The organism is Streptomyces shenzhenensis (genome assembly GCF_003688995.1).
GTDB lineage: Bacteria > Actinomycetota > Actinomycetes > Streptomycetales > Streptomycetaceae > Streptomyces > Streptomyces shenzhenensis_A.
In genome coordinates this window covers 1-25,672 of sequence record NZ_PENI01000010.1, presented here as the reverse complement: position 1 = coordinate 25,672, position 25,672 = coordinate 1, and the positions used below count along the sequence as shown (strand labels likewise).

At 69.5% G+C, this 25,672-nt stretch carries 19 protein-coding genes, 1 tRNA gene and 1 pseudogene; 9 read left to right on the top strand and 12 right to left on the bottom strand.

Features of this window, described 5'->3' with window-relative positions; translation table 11 throughout:
- Nucleotides 1-101 precede the first annotated feature (101 nt).
- From pfkB to CTZ28_RS17530, 3 genes are all read right to left on the bottom strand, one after another.
- Nucleotides 102-1,049, bottom strand: coding sequence for a 1-phosphofructokinase (pfkB, locus tag CTZ28_RS17540; RefSeq protein ID WP_121890363.1), 948 nt, complete (start codon nucleotides 1,047-1,049; stop codon nucleotides 102-104).
- Nucleotides 1,046-1,807 carry a DeoR/GlpR family DNA-binding transcription regulator gene (locus CTZ28_RS17535; protein WP_121890362.1) on the bottom strand — a complete coding sequence of 254 codons (762 nt, stop codon included), beginning with the start codon at nucleotides 1,805-1,807 and terminating at the stop codon, nucleotides 1,046-1,048. Before CTZ28_RS17535 ends, pfkB begins: the two co-directional genes overlap by 4 nt.
- 170 nt (nucleotides 1,808-1,977) lie before the next feature.
- Nucleotides 1,978-3,522 (bottom strand): MFS transporter, encoded by a 1,545-nt coding sequence (locus tag CTZ28_RS17530; protein WP_121890361.1) that lies wholly within the window; start codon nucleotides 3,520-3,522, stop codon nucleotides 1,978-1,980.
- Nucleotides 3,523-3,630: 108 nt separating this feature from the next.
- Here CTZ28_RS17530 and CTZ28_RS17525 point away from each other — a divergent pair, with 108 nt between their 5' ends.
- Entirely contained in the window at nucleotides 3,631-4,593 is a 963-nt protein-coding gene (locus CTZ28_RS17525) for a helix-turn-helix transcriptional regulator (protein ID WP_121890360.1), read from the top strand.
- Between the two features lie 281 nt (nucleotides 4,594-4,874).
- On the opposite strand, the gene CTZ28_RS17520 is transcribed toward CTZ28_RS17525, so the two are convergent.
- On the bottom strand, nucleotides 4,875-5,594 hold the full coding sequence (locus CTZ28_RS17520; protein ID WP_398656140.1) for a TetR/AcrR family transcriptional regulator: 720 nt from the start codon (nucleotides 5,592-5,594) through the stop codon (nucleotides 4,875-4,877).
- 437 nt (nucleotides 5,595-6,031) lie between these two features.
- A complete protein-coding gene (locus tag CTZ28_RS17515; RefSeq protein WP_121890358.1) occupies nucleotides 6,032-7,030 on the bottom strand; it encodes a sigma-70 family RNA polymerase sigma factor in 999 nt (332 codons plus the stop codon).
- Nucleotides 7,031-7,257: 227 nt separating this feature from the next.
- Here CTZ28_RS17515 and CTZ28_RS17510 point away from each other — a divergent pair.
- Nucleotides 7,258-7,691 (top strand): annotated as a pseudogene (locus CTZ28_RS17510) (GNAT family N-acetyltransferase).
- A 192-nt stretch (nucleotides 7,692-7,883) separates the two neighbouring features.
- On the opposite strand, the gene CTZ28_RS17505 reads toward CTZ28_RS17510, so the two are convergent.
- Nucleotides 7,884-8,675 carry a dioxygenase family protein gene (locus CTZ28_RS17505; protein WP_121890583.1) on the bottom strand — a complete coding sequence of 264 codons (792 nt, stop codon included), beginning with the start codon at nucleotides 8,673-8,675 and terminating at the stop codon, nucleotides 7,884-7,886.
- A gap of 131 nt (nucleotides 8,676-8,806) precedes the next feature.
- Here CTZ28_RS17505 and CTZ28_RS17500 point away from each other — a divergent pair, with 131 nt between their 5' ends.
- Nucleotides 8,807-9,316, top strand: a complete 510-nt coding sequence (locus CTZ28_RS17500; RefSeq protein WP_121890357.1) for a MarR family winged helix-turn-helix transcriptional regulator — start codon at nucleotides 8,807-8,809, stop codon at nucleotides 9,314-9,316.
- Between the two features lie 130 nt (nucleotides 9,317-9,446).
- On the opposite strand, the gene CTZ28_RS17495 is transcribed toward CTZ28_RS17500, so the two are convergent.
- Nucleotides 9,447-10,973, bottom strand: a complete 1,527-nt coding sequence (locus CTZ28_RS17495) for an MFS transporter (protein ID WP_121890356.1) — start codon at nucleotides 10,971-10,973, stop codon at nucleotides 9,447-9,449.
- A gap of 120 nt (nucleotides 10,974-11,093) precedes the next feature.
- Between CTZ28_RS17495 and CTZ28_RS48330 the strand changes: the two genes are divergently transcribed.
- Nucleotides 11,094-11,225, top strand: coding sequence for a hypothetical protein (locus tag CTZ28_RS48330; RefSeq protein WP_259471677.1), 132 nt, complete (start codon nucleotides 11,094-11,096; stop codon nucleotides 11,223-11,225).
- 3 nt (nucleotides 11,226-11,228) lie between these two features.
- On the opposite strand, the gene CTZ28_RS17490 is transcribed toward CTZ28_RS48330, so the two are convergent.
- Nucleotides 11,229-11,873, bottom strand: coding sequence for a TetR/AcrR family transcriptional regulator (locus tag CTZ28_RS17490; protein WP_121890355.1), 645 nt, complete (start codon nucleotides 11,871-11,873; stop codon nucleotides 11,229-11,231).
- 354 nt (nucleotides 11,874-12,227) lie between these two features.
- On the opposite strand from CTZ28_RS17490, the gene CTZ28_RS17485 reads away from it, so the two are divergent.
- Entirely contained in the window at nucleotides 12,228-13,517 is a 1,290-nt protein-coding gene (locus CTZ28_RS17485) for a M6 family metalloprotease domain-containing protein (RefSeq protein ID WP_121890354.1), read from the top strand.
- A gap of 354 nt (nucleotides 13,518-13,871) precedes the next feature.
- Here CTZ28_RS17485 and CTZ28_RS17480 read toward each other — a convergent pair whose 3' ends face one another.
- The gene (locus CTZ28_RS17480; protein WP_121890353.1) at nucleotides 13,872-14,558 is read right to left on the bottom strand and encodes a DUF4232 domain-containing protein; all 687 of its coding nucleotides are present in this window, start codon (nucleotides 14,556-14,558) and stop codon (nucleotides 13,872-13,874) included.
- A 415-nt stretch (nucleotides 14,559-14,973) separates the two neighbouring features.
- On the opposite strand from CTZ28_RS17480, the gene CTZ28_RS17475 reads away from it, so the two are divergent.
- From CTZ28_RS17475 to CTZ28_RS17455, 4 genes are all read left to right on the top strand, one after another.
- A tRNA-Arg gene (locus CTZ28_RS17475) sits at nucleotides 14,974-15,049 on the top strand.
- Nucleotides 15,050-15,677: 628 nt separating this feature from the next.
- Complete coding sequence (locus tag CTZ28_RS17470; RefSeq protein WP_121890352.1) at nucleotides 15,678-20,261, top strand: AAA domain-containing protein; 4,584 nt, start codon at nucleotides 15,678-15,680, stop codon at nucleotides 20,259-20,261.
- Nucleotides 20,258-21,100, top strand: a complete 843-nt coding sequence (locus CTZ28_RS47045) for a carbohydrate kinase family protein (RefSeq protein ID WP_183154443.1) — start codon at nucleotides 20,258-20,260, stop codon at nucleotides 21,098-21,100. Before CTZ28_RS17470 ends, CTZ28_RS47045 begins: the two co-directional genes overlap by 4 nt.
- 82 nt (nucleotides 21,101-21,182) lie before the next feature.
- Complete coding sequence (locus tag CTZ28_RS17455) at nucleotides 21,183-22,526, top strand: hypothetical protein (protein ID WP_121890350.1); 1,344 nt, start codon at nucleotides 21,183-21,185, stop codon at nucleotides 22,524-22,526.
- Between the two features lie 485 nt (nucleotides 22,527-23,011).
- Here the strand turns inward: CTZ28_RS17455 and CTZ28_RS17450 are convergent, their stop codons facing one another.
- The 3 genes from CTZ28_RS17450 to CTZ28_RS17435 form a co-directional block, all read right to left on the bottom strand.
- Entirely contained in the window at nucleotides 23,012-23,425 is a 414-nt protein-coding gene (locus CTZ28_RS17450; protein WP_121890349.1) for a hypothetical protein, read from the bottom strand.
- A 611-nt stretch (nucleotides 23,426-24,036) separates the two neighbouring features.
- Complete coding sequence (locus CTZ28_RS47720) at nucleotides 24,037-24,564, bottom strand: transposase (RefSeq protein ID WP_121890348.1); 528 nt, start codon at nucleotides 24,562-24,564, stop codon at nucleotides 24,037-24,039.
- 36 nt (nucleotides 24,565-24,600) lie between these two features.
- A complete protein-coding gene (locus tag CTZ28_RS17435) occupies nucleotides 24,601-24,996 on the bottom strand; it encodes a hypothetical protein (protein ID WP_121890347.1) in 396 nt (131 codons plus the stop codon).
- Nucleotides 24,997-25,672: the final 676 nt, after the last annotated feature.

Sequence of the window (25,672 nt, the reverse complement as noted above, 5' to 3'; positions counted from 1 at the left end):
GGGGTCGACGGGGGTGGCGCCGGCCAGTGCCGGAGCGCCTCGCCGGATCCGGTTACGGTCCGGTTCGCGGGCGTGGGCCCTCGGAGGGGTCGTACGCGGGTTCATGACACCGGCTCCCTGAGTTCGCGGTCCGTCGGGAGTTCCGCCGTGACCGTCACCGCCGCCGGGTCCAGGTCGGCCGGCGTCGGCATCACGCTGCCGGGCAGCTGGACGGCCGCGGCACCGTGCGCGACGGCCGAGGCCAGCGCCTCGGGGCCGCTGCCGCCCGCGATCAGGAAACCGGCCAGGGACGCGTCGCCCGCGCCGACATTGCTGCGTACGACGTCCACGCGGGCGCTGCCGAACCAGGCGCCCGCACCGTCCACGAGCAGCTGCCCGTCGGCGCCGAGGCTCGCGAGCACGGCCCGCGCGCCCTTCTCGCGCAGTTCCTCGGCCGCCTTCACCGCGTCGCCGACCGTCGCCAGGGGCCGTCCCACGGCCTCCGCCAGTTCCTCGGCGTTCGGCTTCACCACGTCCGGGCGTTCGCGCAGCGCCGCCAGCAGGGCCGGGCCGGAGGTGTCCAGCGCGATACGGGCACCGACGGCGTGCGCCCGCGCGACCAGGTCGGCGTACCAGGCGGGGGCGAGCCCGCGCGGCAGGCTGCCGCAGCAGGCGATCCAGTCCGCCAGCCGGGACTGCGCGCGCACCGTCTCCAGCAGCAGTTCCTGCTCGGCCGCCGACAGCTCGGGCCCGGGCGCGTTGATCTTCGTGAGCACCCCGTCGGACTCCGCGAGGGCGATGTTCGAACGGGTGGCTCCGGCGACCGGGACCGGGGCGACCTCGATGCCCTGCGCGTCCAGCAGTTCGGCGACGAGCGCGCCCGGCGCGCCGCCCAGCGGCAGCACGGCGACCGTGCGGCGGCCGGCGACGGCCACGGCGCGCGAGACGTTCACGCCCTTGCCGCCGGGGTCCATGCGCTCGCCGGTGGCGCGGATGACCTCGCCGCGTTCCAGCGCGGGAACCTCGTAGGTGCGGTCCAGGGACGGGTTGGGCGTGACGGTGAGGATCATGCGCGCACCACTTCCGTGCCGCCGCACTCGATGGCGGTGGCGTCCTCGGGGCTCAGCCCGCTGTCGGTGATCAGCAGGTCGACGTCGCTCAGGTCGCCGAAGCGGGCGAAGTGCTCCTGGCCGTGCTTGCCGGAGTCGGCGAGCAGGACCACACGGCGGGCCGCGGCGACCGCCGCGGCTTTGACCGCCGCCTCGGCGAGGTCGGGGGTGGTCAGACCGTGCTCGGTCGAGAAGCCGTTGGCGGCGACGAACAGCAGGTCGGCGCGGATCTCGCCGTAGGCGCGCAGTGCCCAGGCGTCCACGGCGGCCCGGGTACGGTGCCGGACCCGCCCGCCGACCAGATGGAGCTGGATGCCCGGATGGTCGGCGAGGCGCGCCGCGATCGGCAGGCTGTGCGTGACGACCGTGAGCTGTGCCTCCAGCGGGATGGCCGCGGCGAACCGAGCCACCGTGGAGCCGGCGTCGAGGATGAGCGTGCCCTCGGCCGGCAGTTCGGCGAGGGCCGCCTTGGCGATGCGGTCCTTCTCGTCGGCGGCCGTGGACTCGCGCTCGGCGAGGTCCGGCTCGAAGTCGAGGCGTCCGGCCGGGATGGCGCCGCCGTGCACCCGGCGGACCAGACCGGCCCGGTCGAGGGCCTTCAGGTCACGGCGGATCGTCTCCGCGGTGACCTGGAACTCCTCGGCCAGCGACACCACGTCGACCCGGCCGCCTTCACGGGCGAGTCGGAGGATCTCCTGCTGTCGCTCCGGTGCGTACATGCCCGCTTACCTCCGACCTTGCCCGAACGTGTGGTTTCGCCTGGAGGCTACGCCCGTATTTCCGAAAAGTAAACAGGTTCAGACTTCATCCGGGCATGAACGGACTTCGAGCCGTGCCGGAGACGCCCCGCAGGGCATTTCCGGCACGGCTCAGGACGCCCGGCGGGGGTTCACCCCACGAGTTCCGGCTCCTGCTCCACCGACAGGGCCGGCTCGGCCCCCTCCCTGTGCTGCGCCGGCCGCCGCGGCAGCGCGAACATCAGCAGGAAGATGGCGCCCAGGACGGCGGCCACCCAGCCCAGCGCGTGCTGGAAGGCGTGCACGAAGGCCGGACCCACCTGGGCGGGGGCCAGTCCGTCGTCGATCACTCCGAAGAACACCACCGACACCAGGCCGAGGCCGAGCGCGTTGCCCATCTGCTGGACAGTGTTGATCAGCCCGGAGGCCGAGCCGGCGTGCTCGCGCGGCACCTCCGAGAGCACGGCGTCGGTCAGCGGGGCGACGATCAGGCCCATGCCGACGCCCATGACGACCAGCGGCAGCGCCATCTGCCAGGGGGCGATGCCAAGGCCGTACCGCTCGGACTCGGCGAGGTAGAGCAGCACGCCCAGTGCCATCACCAGCGCGCCCGCCTGGAGCACCCCGCGGCCGAAGCGCGGCACCAGCTTCTGGACCGAGAGGCCGGCCGCGGTGGAGACGGCGATCGAGAAGGGCACGCCGGTCAGACCGGCGCGCAGCGGGCTCCAGCCCAGGCCCGTCTGCATGTACAGCGTCCACACCAGGAAGAAGATGCCGAGCGCGAGCCCGAACACGGTCTGCACCGCGATGCCCGCCGCGAAGCTCTTCACCCTGAACAGCGACAGTTCGACCAGCGGCGAGCCGTCCCGCGCGCCCTTGCGCCGCTCGTACGCCACCAGCACCGCGAAGACGACGAGCGCACCGGCCATCGACAGCTGACCCCACAGCGGCCAGCCCAGCTCACGGCCGCGGGTGAGCGGGTAGAGCAGCATCAGCAGGCCCAGTGTGACCAGTGCGACACCGACCAGGTCCAGCTTGAGGGCCCGCGGGGCGCGTGACTCCGTGATGAACCGCCGCCCGAGCAGGAAGGCCACGACACCGACCGGCAGGTTGATCAGGAAGATGGGCCGCCACTCAAGGCCGAACAGGTTCCACTCGGTCAGCAGCGCGCCGAGGAGCGGTCCGGACACGGCGCCGAGTCCGACGATCGCGCCGAAGAGCCCGAAGACCTTGCCACGCTCGTGCGCCGGGAAGGTGGCGTGCACGATCGACAGGACCTGCGGCACCATCAGCGCCGCCATCGCGCCCTGCAGGAGGCGGGAGGCGACCAGCATCTCGGGGTTCACGGCGAAGCCGCACAGCGCGGACGCGAGGGTGAAGCCGCCGATGCCGACGAGGAAGAGCCGCTTGCGGCCGTGGATGTCACCGAGGCGCCCGCCGGTGATCAGGCCGGCCGCGAAGGCGAGGGCGTAACCGGCCGTTATCCACTGGATCTGGCTGAAGGAGGCGCCGGCGTCCCGCTGGATCGACGGGATCGCGATGTTGACGATGGTGACGTCGACCAGGTCCATGAAGGCCGCGGTCATCACGATCGCCAGCGCGTACCAGCGGCGCCGGTCGCCCGCGGCGGGCTGAGCAGGGGGTGGTGCCGTGGTCGGTGCCGTGGGCGGTGCGGGTTGGGTCTCGGTGGAGGTCATGCGGACGAAGCTAGGGTGCCAGTAGGTCAGATCATGTCCTAGTTCTGCGGCATGCTCGCAAGCATGACAGCGGCGCACCGACGGCGCGCTCATGACCGCGGAGGACGCATGACCACGGATACTCCCGCCCGGCTCCTTCAGCTCCTCTCCCTGCTCCAGACGCCCCGCGAGTGGCCCGGCGCCGAACTGGCCGAGCGGCTCGGGGTGTCCCGCCGTACGGTCCGCCGGGACATCGACCGGCTGCGCGAGCTGGGCTATCCGGTGCAGGCGACCATGGGCGCGGACGGCGGGTACCGGCTGGTGGCGGGCAAGGCGATGCCACCGCTCGTGCTCGACGACGAGGAGGCGGTGGCGATCGCCGTCGGGCTGCGGGCCGGGGCCGGGCACGCGGTGGCGGGCGTGGACGAGGCGTCGGTGCGGGCGCTGGCCAAGCTGGAACAGGTGCTGCCGTCCCGGCTGCGCCACCGGGTGTCCACCCTGCAGGCCGCGACGACCCCGCTGACCACCGGGGACGGGGCGAGCATCGCGCCGGAGACGCTGACCGTGCTGGCGTCGGCGGTGGCCGGGCGGGAGCGGTTGCGGTTCGCGTACCGGGCCGGGGACGGTTCGCCGTCGCGGCGGCTGACGGAGCCGTACCGGCTGGTGTCGACCGGGCGGCGGTGGTACCTCGTCGCCTACGACCTCGACCGGGACGACTGGCGTACGTTCCGGGTCGACCGGGTCGGCGAGCCGTTCTCGACCGGGACGCGGTTCGCTCCGCGGGAGTTGCCGACGGGCGATGCGGCGGAGTATCTGCGGCGGTCGATCAGCCGCCGGCAGGAGACGTACGGGTTCGTGGTCGGCTTCGCCGCGCCGGCTGACGTCGTCGCCCCGCGCCTGCCGGCCTGGCTCGGCACACCGGAACCGGCCGAGGGGCACGGCTGTGTCGTGCGCGGCTCCACCGGCGACCCCGTGGAGTGGCTCGCGCTGCGGCTGGCCCTCGTCGGGCACGAGTTCACCGTCCGGGAGCCGCCGGAACTCATCGCGTGCGTACGGGAGTTGGGGGGCCGGCTCACACGCGCCACGAGCTGACCCGAACACGGCCGACTCTCGACGACCGGGCGCGCCATGACCCGGTGGCCCGGTGACTCTGTGGCCCAGTGGCCCGACGACCCGTGACCCGGTGCCCCTGACGCCCCGGTGGCCCGGTGACCCTGACGACCTGGCCCGGCGGTCCGGCAGCCCAATGGCCGTGCAGCCCAACAGTCCGACGGCTCGGCAGGCCAGCAGCCGCGTAACCCGACTGCCCAGCAGCCCGATGGCTCGGCAGCCCTACCGCCGGGGCCGGTCAGCCGGGCCGGAAGCCGGCCCCGCTAGGCCGTCGGCCAGGAGAAGCCGTGCAGCGCGCGGAGGTTGCGCAGGGCGAGCGCCGCGGGGCCCTCCTCGCCCGTGGCCGCCGCCGAGCCCGCGGCCCACGACTCGACGGCCACCCGCACCGCCGCGCTCGCCACCGCCGCGCCGAAGCGCAGTTCCGAGGCGGCCGGGGCCCCGCCGGAGGCGTCGGAGGCGTCGGTGTCGGCGGCCGGCGGGCCCAGCCGTGCCTCCAGGGTCTCCGCCAGTGTCCGCTCCGCCGCCTGGCACACCTCGGCCCACACCCGGCGCAGCGCGGGGCTGGTGTGGGTGAGGCGGACGAGGGTGCGGACCCACTCCCAGGAGGCGGTGGAGACTCCGGTGCCGGGAGTGAGGACGTGCCGGGCGGCGTGTTCTAGGGCCGCGGGCAGCGGGAGGTCCGCCGGGGCGGCGCGGACGGCTTCCGCCCAGCGCTGGGCGCCCGCCGCGTAGAGCGGGGCGACGGCCTCCTCCTTGGTGGCGAAGTACCGGTAGAAGGTGCGCGGGGCGACGCCGGCGGCCTGGGCGATGTCCTCGGCGCGGGTGGCCCGCAGACCCCGGCCGGCGAAGAGGCGCGCCGCCGCGCGGGCGATCTCCATCCGGGTCTCCGCCTTGCGCCGCTCGGTCAGCGAGCCGGAAACGGCTCCTGCCAGGCCGGAAAATGCCTGGTCGGGGCGGGGATCAGTGGGGCCGGCGGTGCTCACGTCGGCAGGCTATGCCCATGTGGCAGAATCTGCCATTCGGTGGGCCACCCCGTGGTTCAGGTACGGGGTGGCCCACCGATTCGCCCCGCCCGGAGGCGACGAGAACGACGGGCCGGCCGGCACGAGAAGAAGCCGGGCTCCGGCGCCCGGGGGGGGATAGGCGCCGAAGCCCGGCTCGGGGAAGGTCCCGGCGCAGGGGGGAGTGCGTCGGGACGTGGCTCTACGGGATCGGGTGCGGCCGCGGGAGTGCGGTCCCGGGCCATCGATCCCCAACTCCTGGGCCCGGAGGGTTTGTTCCCGGGGCCCCGGGAGTTGAAGCGACGGTACACAGCCATGTTTGCGCGGTCTCACGCCACCCGGCGCACGCGGCGTCCGGCGGTCGCACGGCGCCTGACGGGAAGGAGCCGCGCGCGCCCCGCATGTCCGGCTCGCGTCGCTCACGCGGCCGCGTCGAAACCGGTCTGGCGGGCCAGCTTCTTCAGCTCCAGCAACGCGTGCTTCTCGATCTGGCGGATGCGCTCACGTGTCAGGCCGTGCTCCTTGCCGACCTCGGTCAGCGTGCGCTCCCGGCCGTCCTCTATGCCGTAGCGCATCTTGATGATGGAGGCCGTGCGCTGGTCGAGGCGGCCGATCAGCTCGTCGAGACCCTCGCTGCGCAGCAGCGTGAGCACGGACTGCTCGGGCGAGACCGCCGAGGTGTCCTCCAGCAGATCGCCGAACTGCGTCTCGCCCTCGTCGTCCACCGACATGTTCAGCGAGACCGGGTCACGGGCCCAGTCGAGCACATCGGTGACGCGCTCCCCCGTGGAACCCAGCTCGGCGGCGATCTCCGCGGGCTCGGGGTCGCGGCCGTTCTCCCGGTTGAACTCGCGCTGCACGCGTCGGATCCGGCCCAGCTCCTCGACCAGGTGGACGGGCAGCCGGATGGTGCGGGACTGGTCCGCGATCGAGCGAGTGATCGCCTGACGGATCCACCAGGTGGCATAGGTCGAGAACTTGAAGCCCTTGCGGTAGTCGAACTTCTCGACCGCGCGCACCAGGCCGGCGTTGCCCTCCTGGACCAGGTCCAGCAGGGGCAGGCCGCTGCGCGGGTAGCGCCGGGCGACGGCCACGACCAGGCGGAGGTTGGACCGGATGAAGATGTCCTTGGCCCGCTCGCCCGCGGCGACCAGGGCCTGCAGCTCCTCGCGGGTGGCGTCCGTGCGGGACTCCTCCTCGCCGTCGAGGACCTGTCGCGCGAACACACCCGCTTCTATGGTCTCGGACAGCTCGACTTCCTTGGCGGCGTCGAGCAGCGGCGTACGCGCTATCTCGTCGAGGTACATGCCGACGAGGTCGCGGTCCGCGATCTCGCCGCCACGGGCGCGAACGCTGCTTGCCTTGTCGGCCGTCTTGCCGGAGGCGGACTGACGACGGGCGACGGCACGGGTTGCCATGCGTGCTCCCTTTCGTATCGGGGTCCCCCGGTCCGGCCGGAGCCGGGAACTCGGGAGAGGGCTGGCGGGTGGTCCTGGTGGAGGCTCAGCACTCGGAGAACTCCTGGGACTCTCGTGGAGTGCCCTGCATCCGAAGGAAACAACGACTGGAATCCGGACAGAATTCCCAACCCGCCCCCCAGTTTTTCTGATCATGCAGTACCCTGTGCCGCCACATAGGAGGCCCGATGCCGTCGGAACGTACAGAGGTGCAGGTCAGGCCGGGGGTCGAGGGCGACCTCGAAGCCCTTACGGATCTCTACAACCACTACGTACGCGAGACCCCGATCACCTTCGACACCGCGATGTTCAGTCCGGAAGAGCGCCGCCCTTGGCTGCTCTCTCACCCGGAAGACGGCTCGCATCGTCTGATGGTTGCCGTGGACGCGGACTCTCAGGAAATTCTGGGCTACGCCACATCAAGTCCTTACCGTCCGAAGCCCGCGTACGGCACCTCGGTGGAGACCACGGTGTACGTCGCCCCACGGGCCGGCCGCCGCGGCATCGGCACGCTGCTCTACAAGGCCCTCTTTTCGGCTTCCACCACATCGGCACCCACCACCAGGTAGGCCGCAAATTCGACCGCTACTGGGACGTGACCTGGTACGAAAAAGAACTGTGAGCCCCGGACCGGCCGGTTTACGGCACCTCGGTGGAGACCACGGGGCTGACCGCCACGGCGTCGGCACCCCGCTCTGCAAGACCCTCTTCGCAGTCCTCGCCGGGAAGACCTGCACCGCGGCACCGGCACGCTGCTCCACAAAGCCGTGAGCCCCCCGGGACGGCAATCGCACCCGGAGGGCCCGCACGGCGGTCAGCCGAACTGCACCGACCGCTTCGCCATCCCCAGCCAGAACCCGTCGATCACCGACTGCGGCACCGCCGGACCGTTCCCGTCGTCCGCCGCCCCCATGGTCACGAACAGTGGAGCGAAGTGCTCGGTACGGGGATGGGCGTAGCGGCCGGCCGGGGCCTTGTCGAGAAAGTCGAGCAGCGCGTCCCAGTCGCGGGCTTCGAGGGCCCGGCGGCCCCAGTCGTCGAACTCGGACGACCAGGTGGGCACCCCGCCGCCCGTGTGCCGCAGCGCGGCCAGGTTGTGGGTGAAGAAGCCGGAGCCGACGATCAGCACGCCCTCGTCGCGCAGCGGCGCCAGCCTGCGGCCGATCTCCATCAGACGGACCGGGTCGAGGGTCGGCATGGAGATCTGCAGGACGGGGATGTCGGCCGCGGGGAACATCTCGACGAGGGGGACGTACGCGCCGTGGTCGAGGCCGCGGTCCGGGATGTCCTGGACCGGTGTGCCGGGGGCGCGGAGCAGCTTGCGCACGGACTCGGCCAGCTCCGGGGCGCCGGGGGCCGCGTAGGTGACCTGGTAGTAGTGCTCGGGGAAGCCCCAGAAGTCGTACACGAGGGGGACGGTCCTGACGGCGCCGACGGCGAGCGGCGCCTCCTCCCAGTGGGCGGAGACCATGAGGATGGCCTTGGGGCGCGGCAGACCGGCGGACCAGGCGGCGAGCTGGCCGGGCCAGACCGGGTCGTCGGCGAGCGGCGGGGCGCCGTGGCTCAGATAGAGGGCGGGCATGCGCTCCTGCGTGGCGGCGGACATGACGGCGGCTCCCTCCGGCGGACGGGGCGCCACGGCGACCCGCATCCGATTGCTTTAAGTCTCAAGCTCTCCCCAGACAAGGTACGCCCGACTTGTTCAATTTTCAAGGAGATGCCTCGTACAGTGGACCCATGAACACGGCATCCGGCTCCACCCCGCAGCAGCGCTGGCTCACCGCCGAGGAACAGCGCGTGTGGCGCTCGTACCTGCATGCCACCACCCTGCTGGAGGACCACCTCGACCGCCAGCTACAGCGTGACGCGGGCATGCCGCACATCTACTACGCGCTGCTCGTCCAGCTCGCCGAGGCCCCGCGCCGCCGGCTGCGGATGACCGAGCTGGCCATGAGCGCGAAGATCACCCGCTCCCGCCTCTCGCACGCCGTCGCCCGCCTGGAGAAGAACGGCTGGGTGCGCCGCGAGGACTGCCCCGCCGACAAGCGTGGCCAGTTCGCGGTGCTGACCGAGGAGGGCCTCGAAGTGCTGCGGCGCACCGCGCCGGGCCATGTGGCGGCCGTACGCCAGGCGCTGTTCGAGCGGCTGACCCCCGAGCAGCAGAAGACCCTCGGCGAGATCATGGAGATCGTCGCCGAGGGCCTTCAGCCGAACGAGGCGGGTGCGGACCTGCCCTGGCTCCGCTGAGCCGCTCACCCCGGGAGCCGGGGCAGGCCGCGGACCTCACCCGGCGAGCCGGGCGGGTCCCGGACGTCGTACGCGCGCGGCGTCCCCTTCCGCGCCCGCACGACAGGTGCCGAGCGGGTACCCCGGTGCCTCAGTGGGCGACCACCGGCACCGCCACGTCGTCCTCGGCGCCCGCACCGGCGGCCGCCGTGCCGCTGCCCGGACGGCCGGCGTTGACGAGGGTCAGGGCGATGGCCGCGGCCACCACCAGGATGCCGACGGCGCACCAGATGGCGCTGGTGTAGCCCTCCACCATGCCCTGGAGCTGGACCAGCTGCCGCTGCTGCCCGTTGGCCGCGGTCGCGATGTGGTCCGTGATGTACGAGGTGGTCGCGGAGGCCGCGATCGTGTTCAGCAGGGCCGTGCCGATCGCACCGCCCACCTGCTGCGAGGTGTTGACCATCGCGGAGGCGACACCGGCGTCCCGCGGCTCGACGCCCTGCGTGGCCAGCGACATGGCGGGCATGAACGCCGTGCCCATGCCGAGGCCGAGCAGCACCATCGCGGGCAGCACCAGCGAGACGTACGTCGAGCCGATCTCCAGCTGGGCCAGCAGGAACATGCCCGCCGCGGCAACTAGGAAGCCCGGACCCATCAGCAGCCGGGGCGCGACCCGGGTCATCAGGCGGGTACCGATCTGCGTCGAACCGGTGATCATGCCCGCGACCATCGGCAGGAAGGCGAAGCCGCTCTGGATCGGCGAGTAGCCCTTGACGACCTGCAGGTAGTAGGTGAGGAACAGGAAGGTGCCGAACATCGCGATGATCGCGAGACCCAGCGAGAGGTAGACGCCGCCGCGGTTGCGGTCGGTGATCACGCGCAGCGGCAGCAGCGGGGCCTTGACCCGGGCCTCGGTGACCACGAAGGCCAGCAGCAGCACCGCCGACCCGACGAACAGCGCGATCGTCATCGAGTCGCTCCAGCCGTCGGACTCGGCGCGGGTGAAGCCGTAGACCAGCGAGACCAGGCCCAGCGTGGACAGGACGACGCCGGGGACGTCGAGCGGGGAACGGTTACGGCTGCCCTCCGGCTCACGGATGACGAAGTAGGCGCCGGCCGCCGCGATGATCGCGAACGGGATGTTGACGAAGAACGTCCAGCGCCAGTCCAGGTACTCGGTGAGCACGCCGCCGAGGATGAAGCCGACGGCGCCGCCGCCACCGGCGATCGCACCGTAGATGCCGAACGCCTTGGCGCGCTCCCGGGCGTCCGTGAACATCACGGCGAGCAGGGACAGCGCGGCGGGCGCGAGCAGAGCGCCGAAGACGCCCTGGAGGGCGCGGGCGCCGAACATCATCGCGCCGCTGGTCGCGGCGCCGCCGAGCGCGGAGGCGGCGGCGAAACCGACCAGGCCCACGACGAAGGCGCGCTTGCGGCCCCAGAGGTCGGCGATCCGGCCGCCGAACAGGAGCAGTCCGCCGAACGCGAGGGCGTAGGCCGTGACGACCCACTGCCGGTTGCCGTCGGAGATGCCCAGGTCCTGCTGGGCGGAGGGCAGGGCGATGTTCACGATGGTGGCGTCGAGGACCACCATCAGCTGGGCGAGCGCGATGAAGACGAGCGCTTTCCAGCGGTTGGCGTCGGGGACGCCGGGAGCCTTGGTAGCTGTTTCAGACATGGGGGTACCCATTTCGGGACTTGGGGACTTCTTGACCTTCAGCAGGGAAGGCCGGGACGTCGTGACGGATCAGGTGATCGAAACAGGACGGCGCGTCGCCGCTGACGGCCGCAAGGTCGTGTGAGTGAGAAGAAGGACGTGCCGGACGAGGATCCGCGCGAGGCGAAAGGCGCGATGGACGTAACGGACGCGATTGGCGTGATGGACGTGACGGACGTTGTGAATGAGGACCGGTCCACGGCCCGGAACTGAGCGTCAGGCCTGGCGCAGATCCTCCATGGTCGTCGCCGCGCCCGGCAGGGCGGAGCGGGCCGGGGCCCGCAACCCGTCCAGGAACAGCTGAAGGTGCCGGTGGACGAAGCGGTCCACTTTGAGGCAGCCGAGGCCGGCCGGCGGCCGGGACAGCTGGGCCACGGCGACCATGACATCGCCGACGCCCACGTCCGGCCGGAGCTGGCCTGCCGTTCTGGCCCGGTCCATGACCTCGTCGACGAGGCCCTCGGTGCGCTCCCGCGCGGCCTTCAGATCGGGGTGGCTCTGGTCGAAGGCGCTGGAGACCATCGGGCACAGCGCGCTGATCCGCTCGTCCGCGGCGACGTGCACGAGACGCTCCAGCGCCTCGAAGGCGTCCCCGGTCTCCGCGAGCGCCTGCTCCGCCGCCTGCGCCATACGGTCCATCACGGAGCAGACGACCTCGCGCACGAGGGCGTCGCGGTCGGGGAAGTTGCGGTACAGCGTGGCGTTGCCGACACCGGCCCGGCGGGCGATGTCGTCGAGCGGCACGTCCGAACCGTGCTCGACGAAAATCTCCCGGGCGGCGTTGACGATCCGCTCCCGGTTGCGCAGGGCGTCGGCGCGGGGCCTGGCTGCCTTGCGCTGCACGGCGGTCGCGGTCTGCACGGCGTACTCCTCGGTCGGCTGGACGGGCTCGCCCGACGTGATTCGGCTCGCTCGACTCGGCCCGATGGACTCGGGCTTGATCGATGTGAGCTCGATCGACTCGGGCTTGATCGATTCGGGGCGCGGAATCCGGGGAGGGACTCCCCGTTTCCGCTCGGACACAGGTCTAAACGGGGAGAGGATCCCCGGTTATTTCCCGCCCCCATGAAGAATTCCTGTGACCTGACTCACATCCCCGCCACGGAAATACCACGATCGGTCTCCTCCAGCGCGCGCTCTGCGCCCTGTCGACACAGGGTGATCGCATAGGTGCAGCCAGGGACCGGCGGCTGCCGTGGAGCGAAAGGCCTCTGCATGCAGTCGCAGCCGTTCGCCCGTCGGATACGCTCGCGGCGCGTGGCCGCTCTCGCGTCCGTGACCGCCCTGACCCTGGCGGTCAGCACCTCCGCCGGAACCGGCCGCCTCGCACCGGGCGCCACCGCCGCAGGAGCCGGCTCCGCCGCCGGCCTCACCCGCATCGCCGCCCTCGCCCCGTGCCTGATCAACGGCGCCCGCGAGATACAGATGACCGAGGGCGTCCCCACCGCCGGCGGCTACGCCCGCTCCACCGGCACCGTCCGCGCGCTGACCGTGATGGTCGACTTCCCCGACGCACCCGGCGAGGGCGACGCCCTCGACCGCTTCCGCGAGTTCTTCCCGCAGACCCAGGAGTGGTTCCACACCGCCTCCTACGGCCGTCTCGACTACCGCGCCGAGACCCCCATCCCGACCTGGCTGCGGATGCCGAAGGCGTTCCAGGACTACGGCATAGAACGCGGCGCCCCCTTCGACCCCGGCTACCGCCAACTGGTCCAGGACATCGTGACCGCCGCCGACCCGACCGTCGACTTCCGGGACTACGACCTCCTGAACGTGCTGGTCAGCCCCGACGCCGGCCCCTCCGCCCTGGACACGGTGCTGTCGGTGACCTTCGCCGGCAACGGGGAGGCGCCCACAGCCGACGGCGTCGCCGTCGCCAACGCGTCCTTCGTCTACTCCCGCCAGGACGACGGCTCCGGCTCCTACGCCCGTACCGGCTACCGCGTACTCCCCCACGAGAACGGCCACGTCTTCGGCCTGCCCGACCTCTACACCCAGGACGGCGGCGGCTCGGTCGGCCACTGGGACATCATGAGCGAGGACTGGGGCGCCAACAACGACCTGCTCGGCTGGCACAAGTGGAAGCTGGGCTGGCTGGACGTCGACCAGGTGAGCTGCGCGGCCACCTCGGGCACCAAGGAGTACACGCTGTCCCCGCTGTTCCGGGCCGGCGGCCGGAAACTCATCTTCGTCCCGCTCGCCGCGCACACCGGCTACGCCCTCGAAGTGCGCACCACCGGCGGCAACGACGAGGCCGTGTGCCACCCCGGCGTCCTCGTCTACAAGGTCGACGCGAACGTCGACACCGGCCGCGGACCCGTCACGGTGTACGACGCCCACCGCGACAGCGGCGGCTGTACGCGCAGCCCCAACGTCCACGCCGAACTCTCCGACGCCCCCTTCGCCCCCGGCGAAACCTTCAAGGACCCCCGCCGGAAGATCACGATCGAGGTGACGGCCAAGGAGCCCAACGGGGACTACAAGGTACGGGTGGCGCGGGGGTAGAAGACGTACGCACGCGGAGGCGGAGGTTCAGGGCGGGCGAGCGTGATGCCGCTCACGCACACCATGGGGCCGCGGGCGCCGCCGCCAGGCCCGAGCGAACGGATCAACGGTCGGCGCCGCACGGGGCTGCCGCAGAGCACGACGGACGCGCACCCCTCCCCCAGCTGGCCACCCCGTACCTGACCGCCCTGGCCCACCACTTGAACGAACCGGCGTCCCTGGCCGGTCCGCGACCGCGCGGGCCGGGCGGTGGCCGCGGTGAACGTGGCCACCCACGCGGCCCGCCGGACCCTGGAGGACTGCGTCACCTGACCGCGGCCCGGGCCACCGCCCTCGGACCGTACGCCGCAGGCGTCACCAGGTGAGGGCGTCGTCCATCGACTGCTGCCAGTAGGTGACCTCCAGCGAGTCGTCGACGTAGACGCCCTTCGCGGGCAGCGCGGGGTGGGCGCCGGCGCCGACGCTCTCGTTGCCGGAGCGGCCGTGGAAGTAGACGGTCAGGGACTTCTCGGTCCGGCCGTTGGTGCCGCTGCCGTCGGCGGCGGACAGGTTGACGGAGGCGTAGCCGGACTCGCCCGGGGCGAGGGTGACGACGGCCTGCGGCCGGGAGTCCTCGATGACCGGCGGCACGGCCTGGGCCTCGCCGAAGCGCACGGCGGGGTAGGTGTAGAGGAAGCAGGGCTTGCTGCCGGTGTTGGTGACGGTGAGCAGCATGTGGTTGACGGGGCGGTTCAGCGGGGCGGCGACGGTCTTGGTGGTGGAGCCTTCGCAGGTGACGGGCTTGCCGGCGGAGGACGGGCCCTTCGGGGCGGCGGTGTTCGCGGCCGGCTCGGAGCCGACGGGCGCCGTGGGCTCCCCCTGGGAGGACGCGCCGGAGGCGGGGGCGTCCGCGGGAGCCGAGCCGGTGGTGGAGGCGCCCGTCGAGGCGCCTTCGTCGGTGACGCCCGTTCCGTCGTTGCACGCGGTCAGGGAGAGCGCGGCAAGAACGACGGTGGCGGCGGCGCCGACAAGACGGGTACGGGAGTTTCGGATGCCGGACATGGTGCTGCCCCTTCACTGTTCGGGTGGCTGTGGTGCTCGGATGGCAGAAGCGTGCGGGCCGATCCGTCCCAGCCGCCACGTACGCCGGCCAGTTGGGCACGCTGGAACGCCGAAACGTGCTCTGAACAGGGAAGATCCAGCAGCCTTGGAACGCTGGAACGGGACACGGCGCTGTTGCGGGGGACGGCGGACAGGGACAACCACCGACCCTGCCCCCTCAACCCCACCCTCTTCATCCACCTTCGAAGGATCGGCCCCGGGTGCTGTTCCACCTCCGTCCCCCAGGCCACCCGCTACACTGGCCGCGGTGGCGCAGTCATCCTCGGCCGCACCACCACGACTCTGCCGGGATCCCGACTGAGTACGGTTCGTCCACCTACAACCGCACCTCAGCCCCGCTCCCCGACAGATCCCCGCCTTCGTAGCTCAGGGGATAGAGCACCGCTCTCCTAAAGCGGGTGTCGCAGGTTCGAATCCTGCCGGGGGCACCAGCCAAAAGGCCCCGGACCGATCATGGTCCGGGGCCTTTGACATCTACTTTTGACATCAACGGGGGTGGTCGCGGGCGATCACTGGCGACCGGGGCGTCTCCTGAGCAGACGGGATAGAGCGGGTGTCGCAGGTTCGAACCCTGCCAGGGGCACCACGTTTCATCCGCTGACCTGGTTTCTTCCTCAGGGGAGGCGTCCTGGTCTGCCCGTCGGGTGGGCCTTGGGACCAACCTCGCTTCCGGGCACTACCAGTATTCGCGCTGCCTCACGACGTGGGCACCTCCGCGCTCCATTCCTTAAGCCGGACGTCCGGTTTGCACCATAACCGGTCATCATTCGTCGCGGGCTCAGCCCTACGTTCGCCTGCCCTCGGCACCCCGCATGCAAGTGCGTGCCGGTATCTCCCGCCGACCTCTCCACATCGCTTTTCACCTGCGTAGAGGCGCCTGCCACGAGCACGTGGAGCGCGCTCCTCTCAGACCGTTCGGCACATCCGCGACAAGGCCATTCAGCGACGCGCACGTCGCCGGAGCTGGGAAACAGATCCGGTCATCCTGCCCAGAGCTCGTTGTTGCACTCCTGACCGACCCCCATCCTGAAACGTTCGTCAGCGGCCGAGAGGAGAACGGTGAACGATCCGCGACGCCACGCGAGTGATCCCGATGTCATCGGGCAAACAGCGGGGCTGATCAACTTCCTACGCGACATGGTCCACAGCAGCCACCAGCGACAGCGTGACGACCGCAACCGTGAACGCCTGTGGCTGGCCAGGCTGCCGGAGCCCGTCCGCAGGCCGGCACCACGCCCTGACGGCGTGCTGCTGACACTCGACCATGTGCCGCAGAGTGCGCCGCCCGATCTGCCCGACTCGCTCGACGGCTGGGTCGAGCCGACGCGCTGCCTGGACCCCGACGGGGGTGATCCTCCTCTTGCGGAGGAGGGGCCGGGGGGCGAACTGGTGCGCGTCGCGGACGAGAGGGAGCGGCCGGCGGATGAAAGCACCCTGCGCCGTGAAGAGGCCGGCGAGGTGCTGCGGGCCTACGGCACATGGCTGGATCGCTGGCGCCGGTGGGCAGCGCGGGAGCTCGCGGAGCGACCGCTCCGCGAGCTCTACGACCGGATGTACGCGTGGCACCAGAAGCTGACCCGGGAGGACGGCCAGACGGAACTCGTCCTGGGCGTAGGGCTTTTGACCTGGGTCGCCCCGGACGGTGACGTAGTGCACCGCCATCTGTTCACCCATCGGGTGGAGACGTCGGTGGATCGCCGGACGGCGCGACTGACGGTGCAGCTGTCGTCGGAGAGCGCCCTGCGTCTCGAAGACCAGGACTTCCTGGACAGTGACGACGGTTGGGTACGCGAGCGCGGGGCCGCTCTCTCGGAGGAGATCACGGCTCGCGGGATGGATCCGCTGGGGCCCGAGGCACTGGAGCAGGTCGCGCAATGGCAGGAGCGGGCGACCACGCGGCCCATGGGCTTCAGCGCAGCGTGGGAGCCACCCCGCGCACCCGAACCGGGAGCGCGTCTCACCTACGCACCGGCCCTGGTCATGCGCCCACGTAACCTCAACTCGCTGCTGCGGTTCTACGACCACATCGCCGAGACGGTGGCCTCGGATGGCCGGGCACCGCTCGGCCTGGCCCAGATGGCCATGAACATCGAGACCGCCGACCGTTCCACCTGGGACGGGGCCCAGAGGGCGCCGCTCTTCGGTGACGATCCTCTCTTCCCGGGCAAGACGAACGCTCAGCAGCGCAGTGTGCTGGGGCGTCTGGAACACGACACCGGTGTGGTGGTCCAGGGGCCGCCAGGGACGGGCAAGACCCATACGATCGCCAACCTTGTCTCGGCATTGCTCGCACAGGGCCAGCGGGTACTCGTGACCAGTGCCCGCGACCAGCCGCTCACCGTGTTGCGGGACAAACTTCCGCATCCGGTAAGGGACTTGTGCGTCCTGCTCCTCAGCTCCACTCGCCACGACGGCGAGAGCGAGGGCGAGCTGGAGCGCACCATCAACGCGCTCACCGACCAGGTGGCCGCCAGCGACCCTGCCGAACTACGCGCTGAGATCCGCCGCCTCACCGGCGAGCGGGACGAAGTGCGGGGACGGATCGAGACGCTCACGGAGCAGGTGATCTCGCTCCGAGAGGCCGAGTACCGACATCGGAGTGTGGCACCGGGATACGCAGGAACGCTCGCCGAGATCGTGGAGCGGGTCCATGCCGGTGCCGAGGAGTTCGGATGGATCGGCCGTCTGCCCGACACCGCCGAGGACGTCCCGCCGCTGGCTTCCGAGGAGGCCCACGAACTGCTCGTGCTGTTGCGTGGCGGCGCGGGTGAACCGCGTTCCGGCGGCGCGCTTCCCGTACCTGCCGAGCTTCCTTCGCCACGGCGCGTCGCAGACGTATTCGCGGCCAGCAGCCTCAGCGATGAGGGTCTGTCCGCGGAGGCCGTCGAGATCCGGAACGTACTCGCCCATCTCGACGAGTCCGTGACCTCCGAGCTGGCCTCTCTGCTCGATGCCTGCGAGACGGCCCTTCACCACCTCGGAATGCCTGCCGACGCCACGCGCTGGGATCCCGGTTCCTGGATCACCCGGGCGCTGACGGACCGGCTCTCGCGGTCCGACCTCGGACTGTGGCAGCGTGTGACAGCCGTCACCGACGACATCCGCGACGTCGTGCGGGACGTGGATGCGCTGGGTCTGCGCCTGGTGACCGTGCCCGAGGAACTGACCGCCCAGAAGGCAGGCCAACTGACAACCGCGGGTGCCGCTCTCCGGGCCCACCTGGCCACGGGCAAGACACTGCGGTCCCGGTTCCCGGGCAAGGCGCAGAAGGACGCCAGAGAATTGTTGGACTGCTGCACTGTCGACGGCCGCGCGCCGCAGACGGCTGAAGATCTGGACGCCGTGCTGGCCCACCTCCGGGCACACTCCGCGCTCGCCGGCGCGGCCACGCGCTGGCAGCAGGTGAACACCGCGGTCCCGCCGGGGGACGTGGAGGTGCGGCTGGCCGAACTGACCGCACGCGCCGAGCGCCTTGAGCACATACAGGCATTCGGTTCGGCCCGGGACCGAATCGACGAGCTTCTTGTACGTCACGGCGTACGGCTGACGATCGCCTCCTGCCGGGCATGGCAGGACTTCAACGCCGGTGTCGCCGCACTCCGTGGCCGACGGGCCGCCGACGAGGCCGTTGGACAGCTGGCCGCGTGGGACGAACTCCTTCGTACCCCCGTCAACGGCACGCAGCCAGCCACTGAGTCCATAGCCCTGGTACAGGCTCTCCGCGACCAGGATGTGGAGGCTTATGCCGAGGCCCTGGAGGCACTGGCCACCGCGCACCAGCGGGAGCACCGCACACGCCGGTGCGCCGAGTTGCTGGGCGCCCTGCACGCCGGCCACTCCTTGCTCGCGGGCCGCCTCGTCCACAACGCCGACGACCCCGACTGGGAGGAACGGCTGGGCTCCCTGGAGCGGGCGTGGTCGTGGGCGAAGGCTTCGCAGTTTCTGGACAGGCAGCGCACGCCCGGGCTGGAGCGCAAGCTCGAAGGCGACCTGAGCGAGCACGAAGACCGACTGGAGCAGGTGACCGGTGAACTCGCCGCAGCCTGGGGCCGGTTGTACTGCCTGGAACGGATGACGCAGGAACAGCGCTCGGCGCTTCAGGCGTACCGAACGCATATGGCGTCCCTCGGCAAGGGCAAGGGAAAGAACACGGGCCTCTTCAAAGCTGCGGCACGCGATGCGATGTCCGTGGCTCAGGACGCGGTGCCCGCGTGGGTCATGCCCATCCCTCAGGTCGCCGAGATGGTGCAGGCGAGGCGGGACGCCTTTGACGTAGTCATCGTGGACGAAGCCAGCCAGGCGGGCATGGACGCACTGTTCCTCCTGTGGCTGGCTCCCCGCGTGATCGTCGTCGGTGACGACAAACAGTGCGCGCCCGCCCTCACACGCAACGGCCGTCACCAAGCTATCCAGGACAAGCTGACCGCCCATCTGCCGGACATGCCCAGCCGACTGCGCCAGCTCTACACGCCGCACACCAACCTGTACCAGTTGCTGTCCACCTTCTTCCCGCAGGTAATCCGCCTCGAAGAGCACTTCCGCTGTGTGCCCGAGATCATCAACTGGTCCTCCAGCACGTTCTACAACAACAAGCTCCTGCCTCTGCGTCAGTACGGCGCCGAACGGCTGGACCCGTTGCGTACCCACTTCGTCGAAGGCGCCGTGGTCGCGGGCCGCGAAAGCCGTGTCCACAACCCCAAGGAGGCCGAGGCGATCGTCGACTGCCTGGCTCGCCTGGCCGAGGACCCCTCCTATCAGGACAAAACCATGGGCGTGATCGTGCTCCAGGGCTTCGGGCAGATCAAGCTCCTGGAGTCCCTCATCGAGCGACTGCCGGTCACCGTGCGCGAGCGTCACCGGATCCGTGTCGGCAACGCGGCCTCGTTCCAGGGCGACGAGCGTCACATCATCCTGCTGTCCATGGTCGTGACGAACCCGCCGCGCGCAGTGGGCGGGAACAAGAGCGAGCAGCAGTCGTACAACGTCGCCGCCAGCAGGGCCCAGGACCAGATGTGGCTCTTCTATTCGGTCCCGCCGGACCGTCTCAAACCGCATGACCTGCGGCTCAACCTCCTGACGTACATGGAGAATCCGCCCGCCGCGTTGGAGGCCGCCGACGACATCGGACCGGTGCTGCCGGACGTACGCAGGGCTCCCTTCGACTCGCTCTTCGAACAGCAGGTGTATCTGATGATCAAGCAGCGGGGCTACCACGTGATCCCGCAGTTCCCGGCCGGCAGCAAGCGCATCGACCTGGTGGTCGTGGGTGCCCGCGGCCGTCTCGCCGTCGAGTGCGATGGCGACGCCTTCCACCACGCCACACGGGAGCAGATCGAGAACGACCAGCGGCGGGACCGCGAACTGAAGCGCGTGGGCTGGGAGTTCTGGCGGGTACGGGAAAGCGAATTCCGCTTCGATCCCGACGCCGCGCTCGACGGCCTGTGGGAGGAACTCGACCGCCAGGAGATCCGGCCCGCCAGCCACGCGCGCCCCGCTCCAGTCGCCCAGACAGCTGGTTCCCAAGCCGAGTGGAAGCCGCTCGACCTCTCCTCGGAGGACGAGCTCACCGACGACGAGGGCACCGGGGACGAACAGACCGACGACCGAATCGACGACGACACCGCAGAGGACGACGCCGCATGACGCAAGAAACCGTTCTGGGCCCGCTCGACGGCAACACTTTGAAGGAGCTAACCCGCGTCATCTGCGGTGACGACCACCTCTACTACCGCAGAGGCTTCGAGATCGCCCAGTTCCTGGAGAACGCCGGGTGGCTCAATGTGCCCGAGTACGACGGCGAGTACCGGGGCGAGTGGACTCTCCAGCTCCTCACTGCTCGTCGTGATAGCCCCACCGAGTTGGAGAAGGTGCTGCTCAGACTCGCGGATGCACGCGAGTACCTCGGTGAACCCGATGTGCTCCCGACCGTCGTCAACGCGGTCAACACTTTCCTCGTCCACGAGGGTTTCCGCCTGGAAAATCCGGGCGGCCGCCCCAGGATCGTCATCTGCGACCCGGCTATGGCGCACCCGGGCCAGCAGGCACCGGTCGAGCTCAAGGCCACCATGGCCGAGATCATCCGTGAACCACGGATGGCCGCGCTGCTCCAACGCCGACTGGACGAAGCCCGTACCTGTTACGCCAACGGCGCTCATGTCGCGGCCATCATCATGCTGGGCAGCCTCCTCGAAGGCGTTCTGCTTACGGTGATCGAGGAGCGCGACGCCTCCCTGCTGAGCAACAAGGACCCTAATTTCATTGGCCTCAAGGCGCTCATCGACATCTGCCACCAGGCGGGCTGGATCGACGTCGACATGGAGCGCTTCAGCCAGGCCGTTTGCAAGTACCGCAATTTCGTCCACCCACGGCGTGAGTTCCGCGAGGCGCACACTCCCGACCGCGACACGCTCACCGTTTCCTGGTACGTCGTAAACGGCGCCCTCAACGACCTCGCGGCCAGCCAGCCCGAAGCCGACGCATAGAGCTGGCACATAAGAAATCCGCGGCGTGGCTGCCGGGCCGCGGCGCTCAACCCAGGCACATCGGATCACGAGGGGGAGCAGGTTGAAGATCACGGCAGAAGTGCTGAGAGACCTTGCGGAGCCGTCAAACGTCGCGGTCCACTCGAACCCGGAACTGGCCGGAGATGTGAGCGCCGCGGCGGCGTACGACGACAAGCAAAGAAGGGAGAAGGAACTTGATCGGCTTCGCCGGAAGCCCGAGCTGTGCCCCATACCGGCAAAGGATCTCGGCCGCCCCGCGCAACTCACACCCTGGAATGTGCTCCACACCTTTGGACGGGCAATCGCCTTGGCGCGGCGCGGAGCGGGCCGCGGTCTCGCCGAGCACTGGGGCTGCCTGAAGTACAACCAGGCTCTAACCGGGAACTCGGAGTCCTTCATGGCCCTCTCCGCCGAGGGCAAGGAGACCGCGGAGTACTACAAGGCGCTTCAGTCGGGAGAACTCGGCATCGGTTTCGCGTTGACGCTCGCCACACGGCTCCTGAACAGGCGCTATCCGAACCACTTCGTCTCGATGGTGCCGGCTGACACAGCTCTGCGCGCAGGGTGGGCCCTGACCAGTAGGGACTCTGGCCCGAAGTCGGGTTATCGATACCGACCACAGTTCTTCGCCGAGGTATGGAAGCCCGGCGAGCCTTCTCGCGTCTTCCCGATCGCGTGCAAGGGCAACCACAGCGGGCTCTCCGCCTCCCATGCTCAGCTCGCCTCGGCTTCCGGCCACGCCGAGGCAGTGCACATCGGAGCATGGGACGAGACACCGTGTCTGGTGTTCAGCACAGAGCTCCCACTCGACGGCCCACTGACGGTCCACACTCTGGAGGCGGGCGGAGAAGGAGGTTGGCTGGACGGTCCGGAGCACGTTCTTGATCACGCGTTGGAGGACGAGAACGTCTATCCCGGCATCCAGCCACCCACGCAAAGCGACGAGCCCGTAGAGCCCGAACCCGGCTATCACGTGAGTCCCGAACGTTACGGATGGTTTCAACACGCGCTTGCTCGCACAGCTGCCGCTGGTCTTACGGCCTTCGCCGGAGACACAAGAGCGACCATCCCATACCTGACGAAGCGACAAGGAAAACGACACTTCGAAGGAACTACGCACGCAGCTACGGACAGCGTCCAAGACGCACGGCACCAGTTCTTCGGTACCGACTTCGTCGGCACAGACCACATCTTCCGGCTTAACAGGAAGCGAGTCGAGGCATTCTCTGGAGTCGCGGAGGATCTCTTCCGCCACCTTGAGGAAGGACGGCTGGAACAGTACCGCCGGGAAATCTACGCGCGCCAGTCCACTTGGCCACGCGACACCTGGGCTCCACGCTGGAACGGCCCCGTTTCCGTACATCCCGACGGTTCCATACTGGCCATGCGCCTACTGCGCGATTAGTCCACGTTGCACGCAAGCGCCACTCGACTCTTTCACGGGCGCAGCTCGTGGGTCTGATTCATTTCACGTAACAGGCTCACGAGCGCCGACACGGGGCTCATGCCTCGGCACCTCACAAGGCTATGCATCTGTCCGAGAAGCCGCGCCGCACCGTGGCACGATCACCGGACCAAGACTCGGACTCCATGCCGTCCGATCGGTACCCACACGGAACGGATAAGGCACACATGAGGACGAGAAGCCCTGTAAACACATGAGAACTACGGAGGGGTGTTTCCCAGGCCAGATACCCTGCCACTCACGTTTCCGCAGGTCACAGCCCCGCACAGAGAGAACTCCTAAAGCGGGTGTCGCAGGTTCGAATCCTGCCGGGGGCACAGCGCTAAGGGCCAGCTCAGGAGGGGTTCCCTCCTGGGCTGGCCCTTCGGCGTTTCAGGGGTTGTGCCACAGGCCCGTCCTTGCCCCTGGCATCGCTCGCCGCGAACTCACGTCGAGTGCCGGATGGTCTGCAGGAACTCGCCGGACCCGTCATCAAGCACCCAAAACGACCAACCGTTGCGGTTCGGGTTGACGTCCGGCTTGTAGTGCGCCACTACCGCCCGGGCTGCCCCAGTCGGCGTCTTGAAGCTCTGCCCGGCAAGTGGCCCCGATGTGATGTCGATCCTCTTCGTGTCACGGTCATAGTTGCCACGAGTGCGATGGCCTTCATAGTCGACGTACACATCGACCTTGCGGTCAGGCTCCACGCCACCTTGGTCCGTAGCGGTCGCCCCAGAGGGCGGCACGCTTGCGGTTCTCACGAGTCGAGCAACGACCTCACCTGCAGTGGTATTGCCCATGCGTGCGGCGAACTCGATGGAGCGGTAGGTCTGTTCATCAACGTCAATAGTTGGGCTCATGCCTTCCCCCTTGCCAGTCAGTGTCGACTCCCCAAGGCTAGCGCAACCAGAGGAAGCAAAGCAAGGGAAAGCAGCATTTCAAGGATACTACGAGATGGGCAAGAGGGAGGCGTACGGACAGAAAGGCCAGAACCAAGAGAGGTTCCCTCGAGTAGACCCTTCACGGTTCAAGCGTTGCAGCTACGTAGCTATCACTACGTCGTGGTGGCTGCCGCAGCGGCAGGGGCGGCCATCGGTGCGGCGATTACGGAGGGGGCCGAGCCGGGGGCGGTGAAGGTGACGAAGCCCGGGGGTGAGCGGCGACGTGTTCGCAGGCGCCCTTGCCGCCTCGCCGTCGACAGTGATCAGGTGGAAGGTGTCGCCAACGGTAGACCTTGGCGCAGGCCGCGCAGCGGGGCGTGCGGAGGTTGTTGCATCCGACGAGGTGGCAGTCGTACGGCGACTTGCCCACTCGTCCATACACGTAAGCGTGTTGGGGTATACGAGTTCAGAAGAACGACCACACGGCCCAAGCAAGACGTCCGCGGAGGCTTCCCAAGGACCACCGCTGATGCTCCTGGATCCAGTCGCGGTAGGCATGGGCGAGGTCGTCGTCTCGGCTGAGGCCTCGTTCAAGTCTGGAGGTGGTGGTGGGCCAGACACCGAAGTGCTGAGCGACGGCCGTGAGGGTGATGTTCTTGGCTTGACGCAGGGGCCACAGGTCGGCGACGCCGGGGACGGTGACGGTAGCGGAACATCTCCCGGGCCATGGCTCGTTTCAGGAGCCGGATGATCTCCTTCTTCGTCCGGCCTGCGGCGGTCTGCCGTGCCGTGTATGCGCGGGTTGTGGAGTCGCTGGACGTGCGGACCAGGGCAATGCGGTAGAGGGCCGCGTCGGCATCGCGGTCTCCGCCCTGGGACAGGCGGTGTCGGTTCGTTCTGCCACTGGAGGCGGGGACCGGGGCGACGCCGCACAGGGCGGTGAAGGATGCCTTGGTCCGCATGCGTTCGGGATTGGCTCCGGCGGTGACCAGCAACTGCGCCGCGGTGTCGGGGCCGACGCCGTAGGCGGCTCGCAGGCCGGGGTTGTAGGCGCTGACCTCGCTGTCCAGGACCCGGGGGCAGGGCCTCGTGCTCGGCGCTTCCCAAGCTGATGTCACAGCATTCGGCCGGGGTTTGGGGGACCGTCGACGGTGCTACACGCCAGGCCATCCGACAGTCACGTCGATAGCACGCGCGTCCCGTCCCGGATTGTCCACGGCCACACGGACGTTCCAAGCTCCTCGGTCCCCGAGCAATCGCACAAAGCGCGTGAGCCCCTCGGCATCGCCTACAGCAAAGCGCCCATCCGGCAGGAGGAGCTGGCCGTCGAACACGGTCGTAAAGGAAGGGTCGGCACCCGAAGGGTCGTCAGAATCCTGGAAGACTCGTACTCGGATCAGATCCGACTGGGGCCGGACACGGACCGCAACATGGGTGTCGCAACTGGCCGCACCGGCGTCCCCCAGGTCGAGGGAGATGGGAACCCAATCGGTCGCACCCAGATGCAGCACCGGGTGATTCACGTACACCTCAACGCCGCCGATCTGCACCGGACACCTCCACTCATGGCACTCAGTGGCCCCCGCCAGAGCCAGCCAGTCTGTCGGAGCCAGAAACAACGCCAGCGAGGCTATCGCGCACCTCAAGAGCCCTCCGCTGACATCACCAGTCGACATCAACGGCGGCGGACGATGGCGCACAGATGCGGCCGCAGTCAGATCGACCACCGCCCGCCGAGCACTGCTTCGGCACGCCGCGCCGCACCGTGATCGAACGCCTAAAGCGAGTGTCGCAGGTTCGAATCCTGCCGGGATACAGAGAAATACCTCGCCAGAAGCCCTTTCCTCCCGGGGACGGGAGGGCGTTATTACTCGCAGCGCGCATTTGGCACCCATGCAGTTGCTGGCAGAGGTCAGGAGCTGTGCGTCATGTCTGCCACGGACGTGCTGGACCGGTGAGGCTGGTCTTGGGGAATGGGCATCCTGACGGTGGGGCTCGGTGGTCCAGGAAGGGATGTCCAGGTGGGACGCCGGTCTCCGTATCCGGAGGAGCTGCGCACGTGGGTCCGCAGGAACGCCGTTCGGTCGAAGCCCGAACCGTCAGGCGGCTCTACCGTCTTGATCGGGTTGGTCGAGCCATTCGTAGGGTTGGGTCGCCCAGGGGTGCTGGGTGTGGCTATCAGGCGGCTGCCGTCTCGTGGCTTGCCTCGCTTCGCCGCCCGGCACC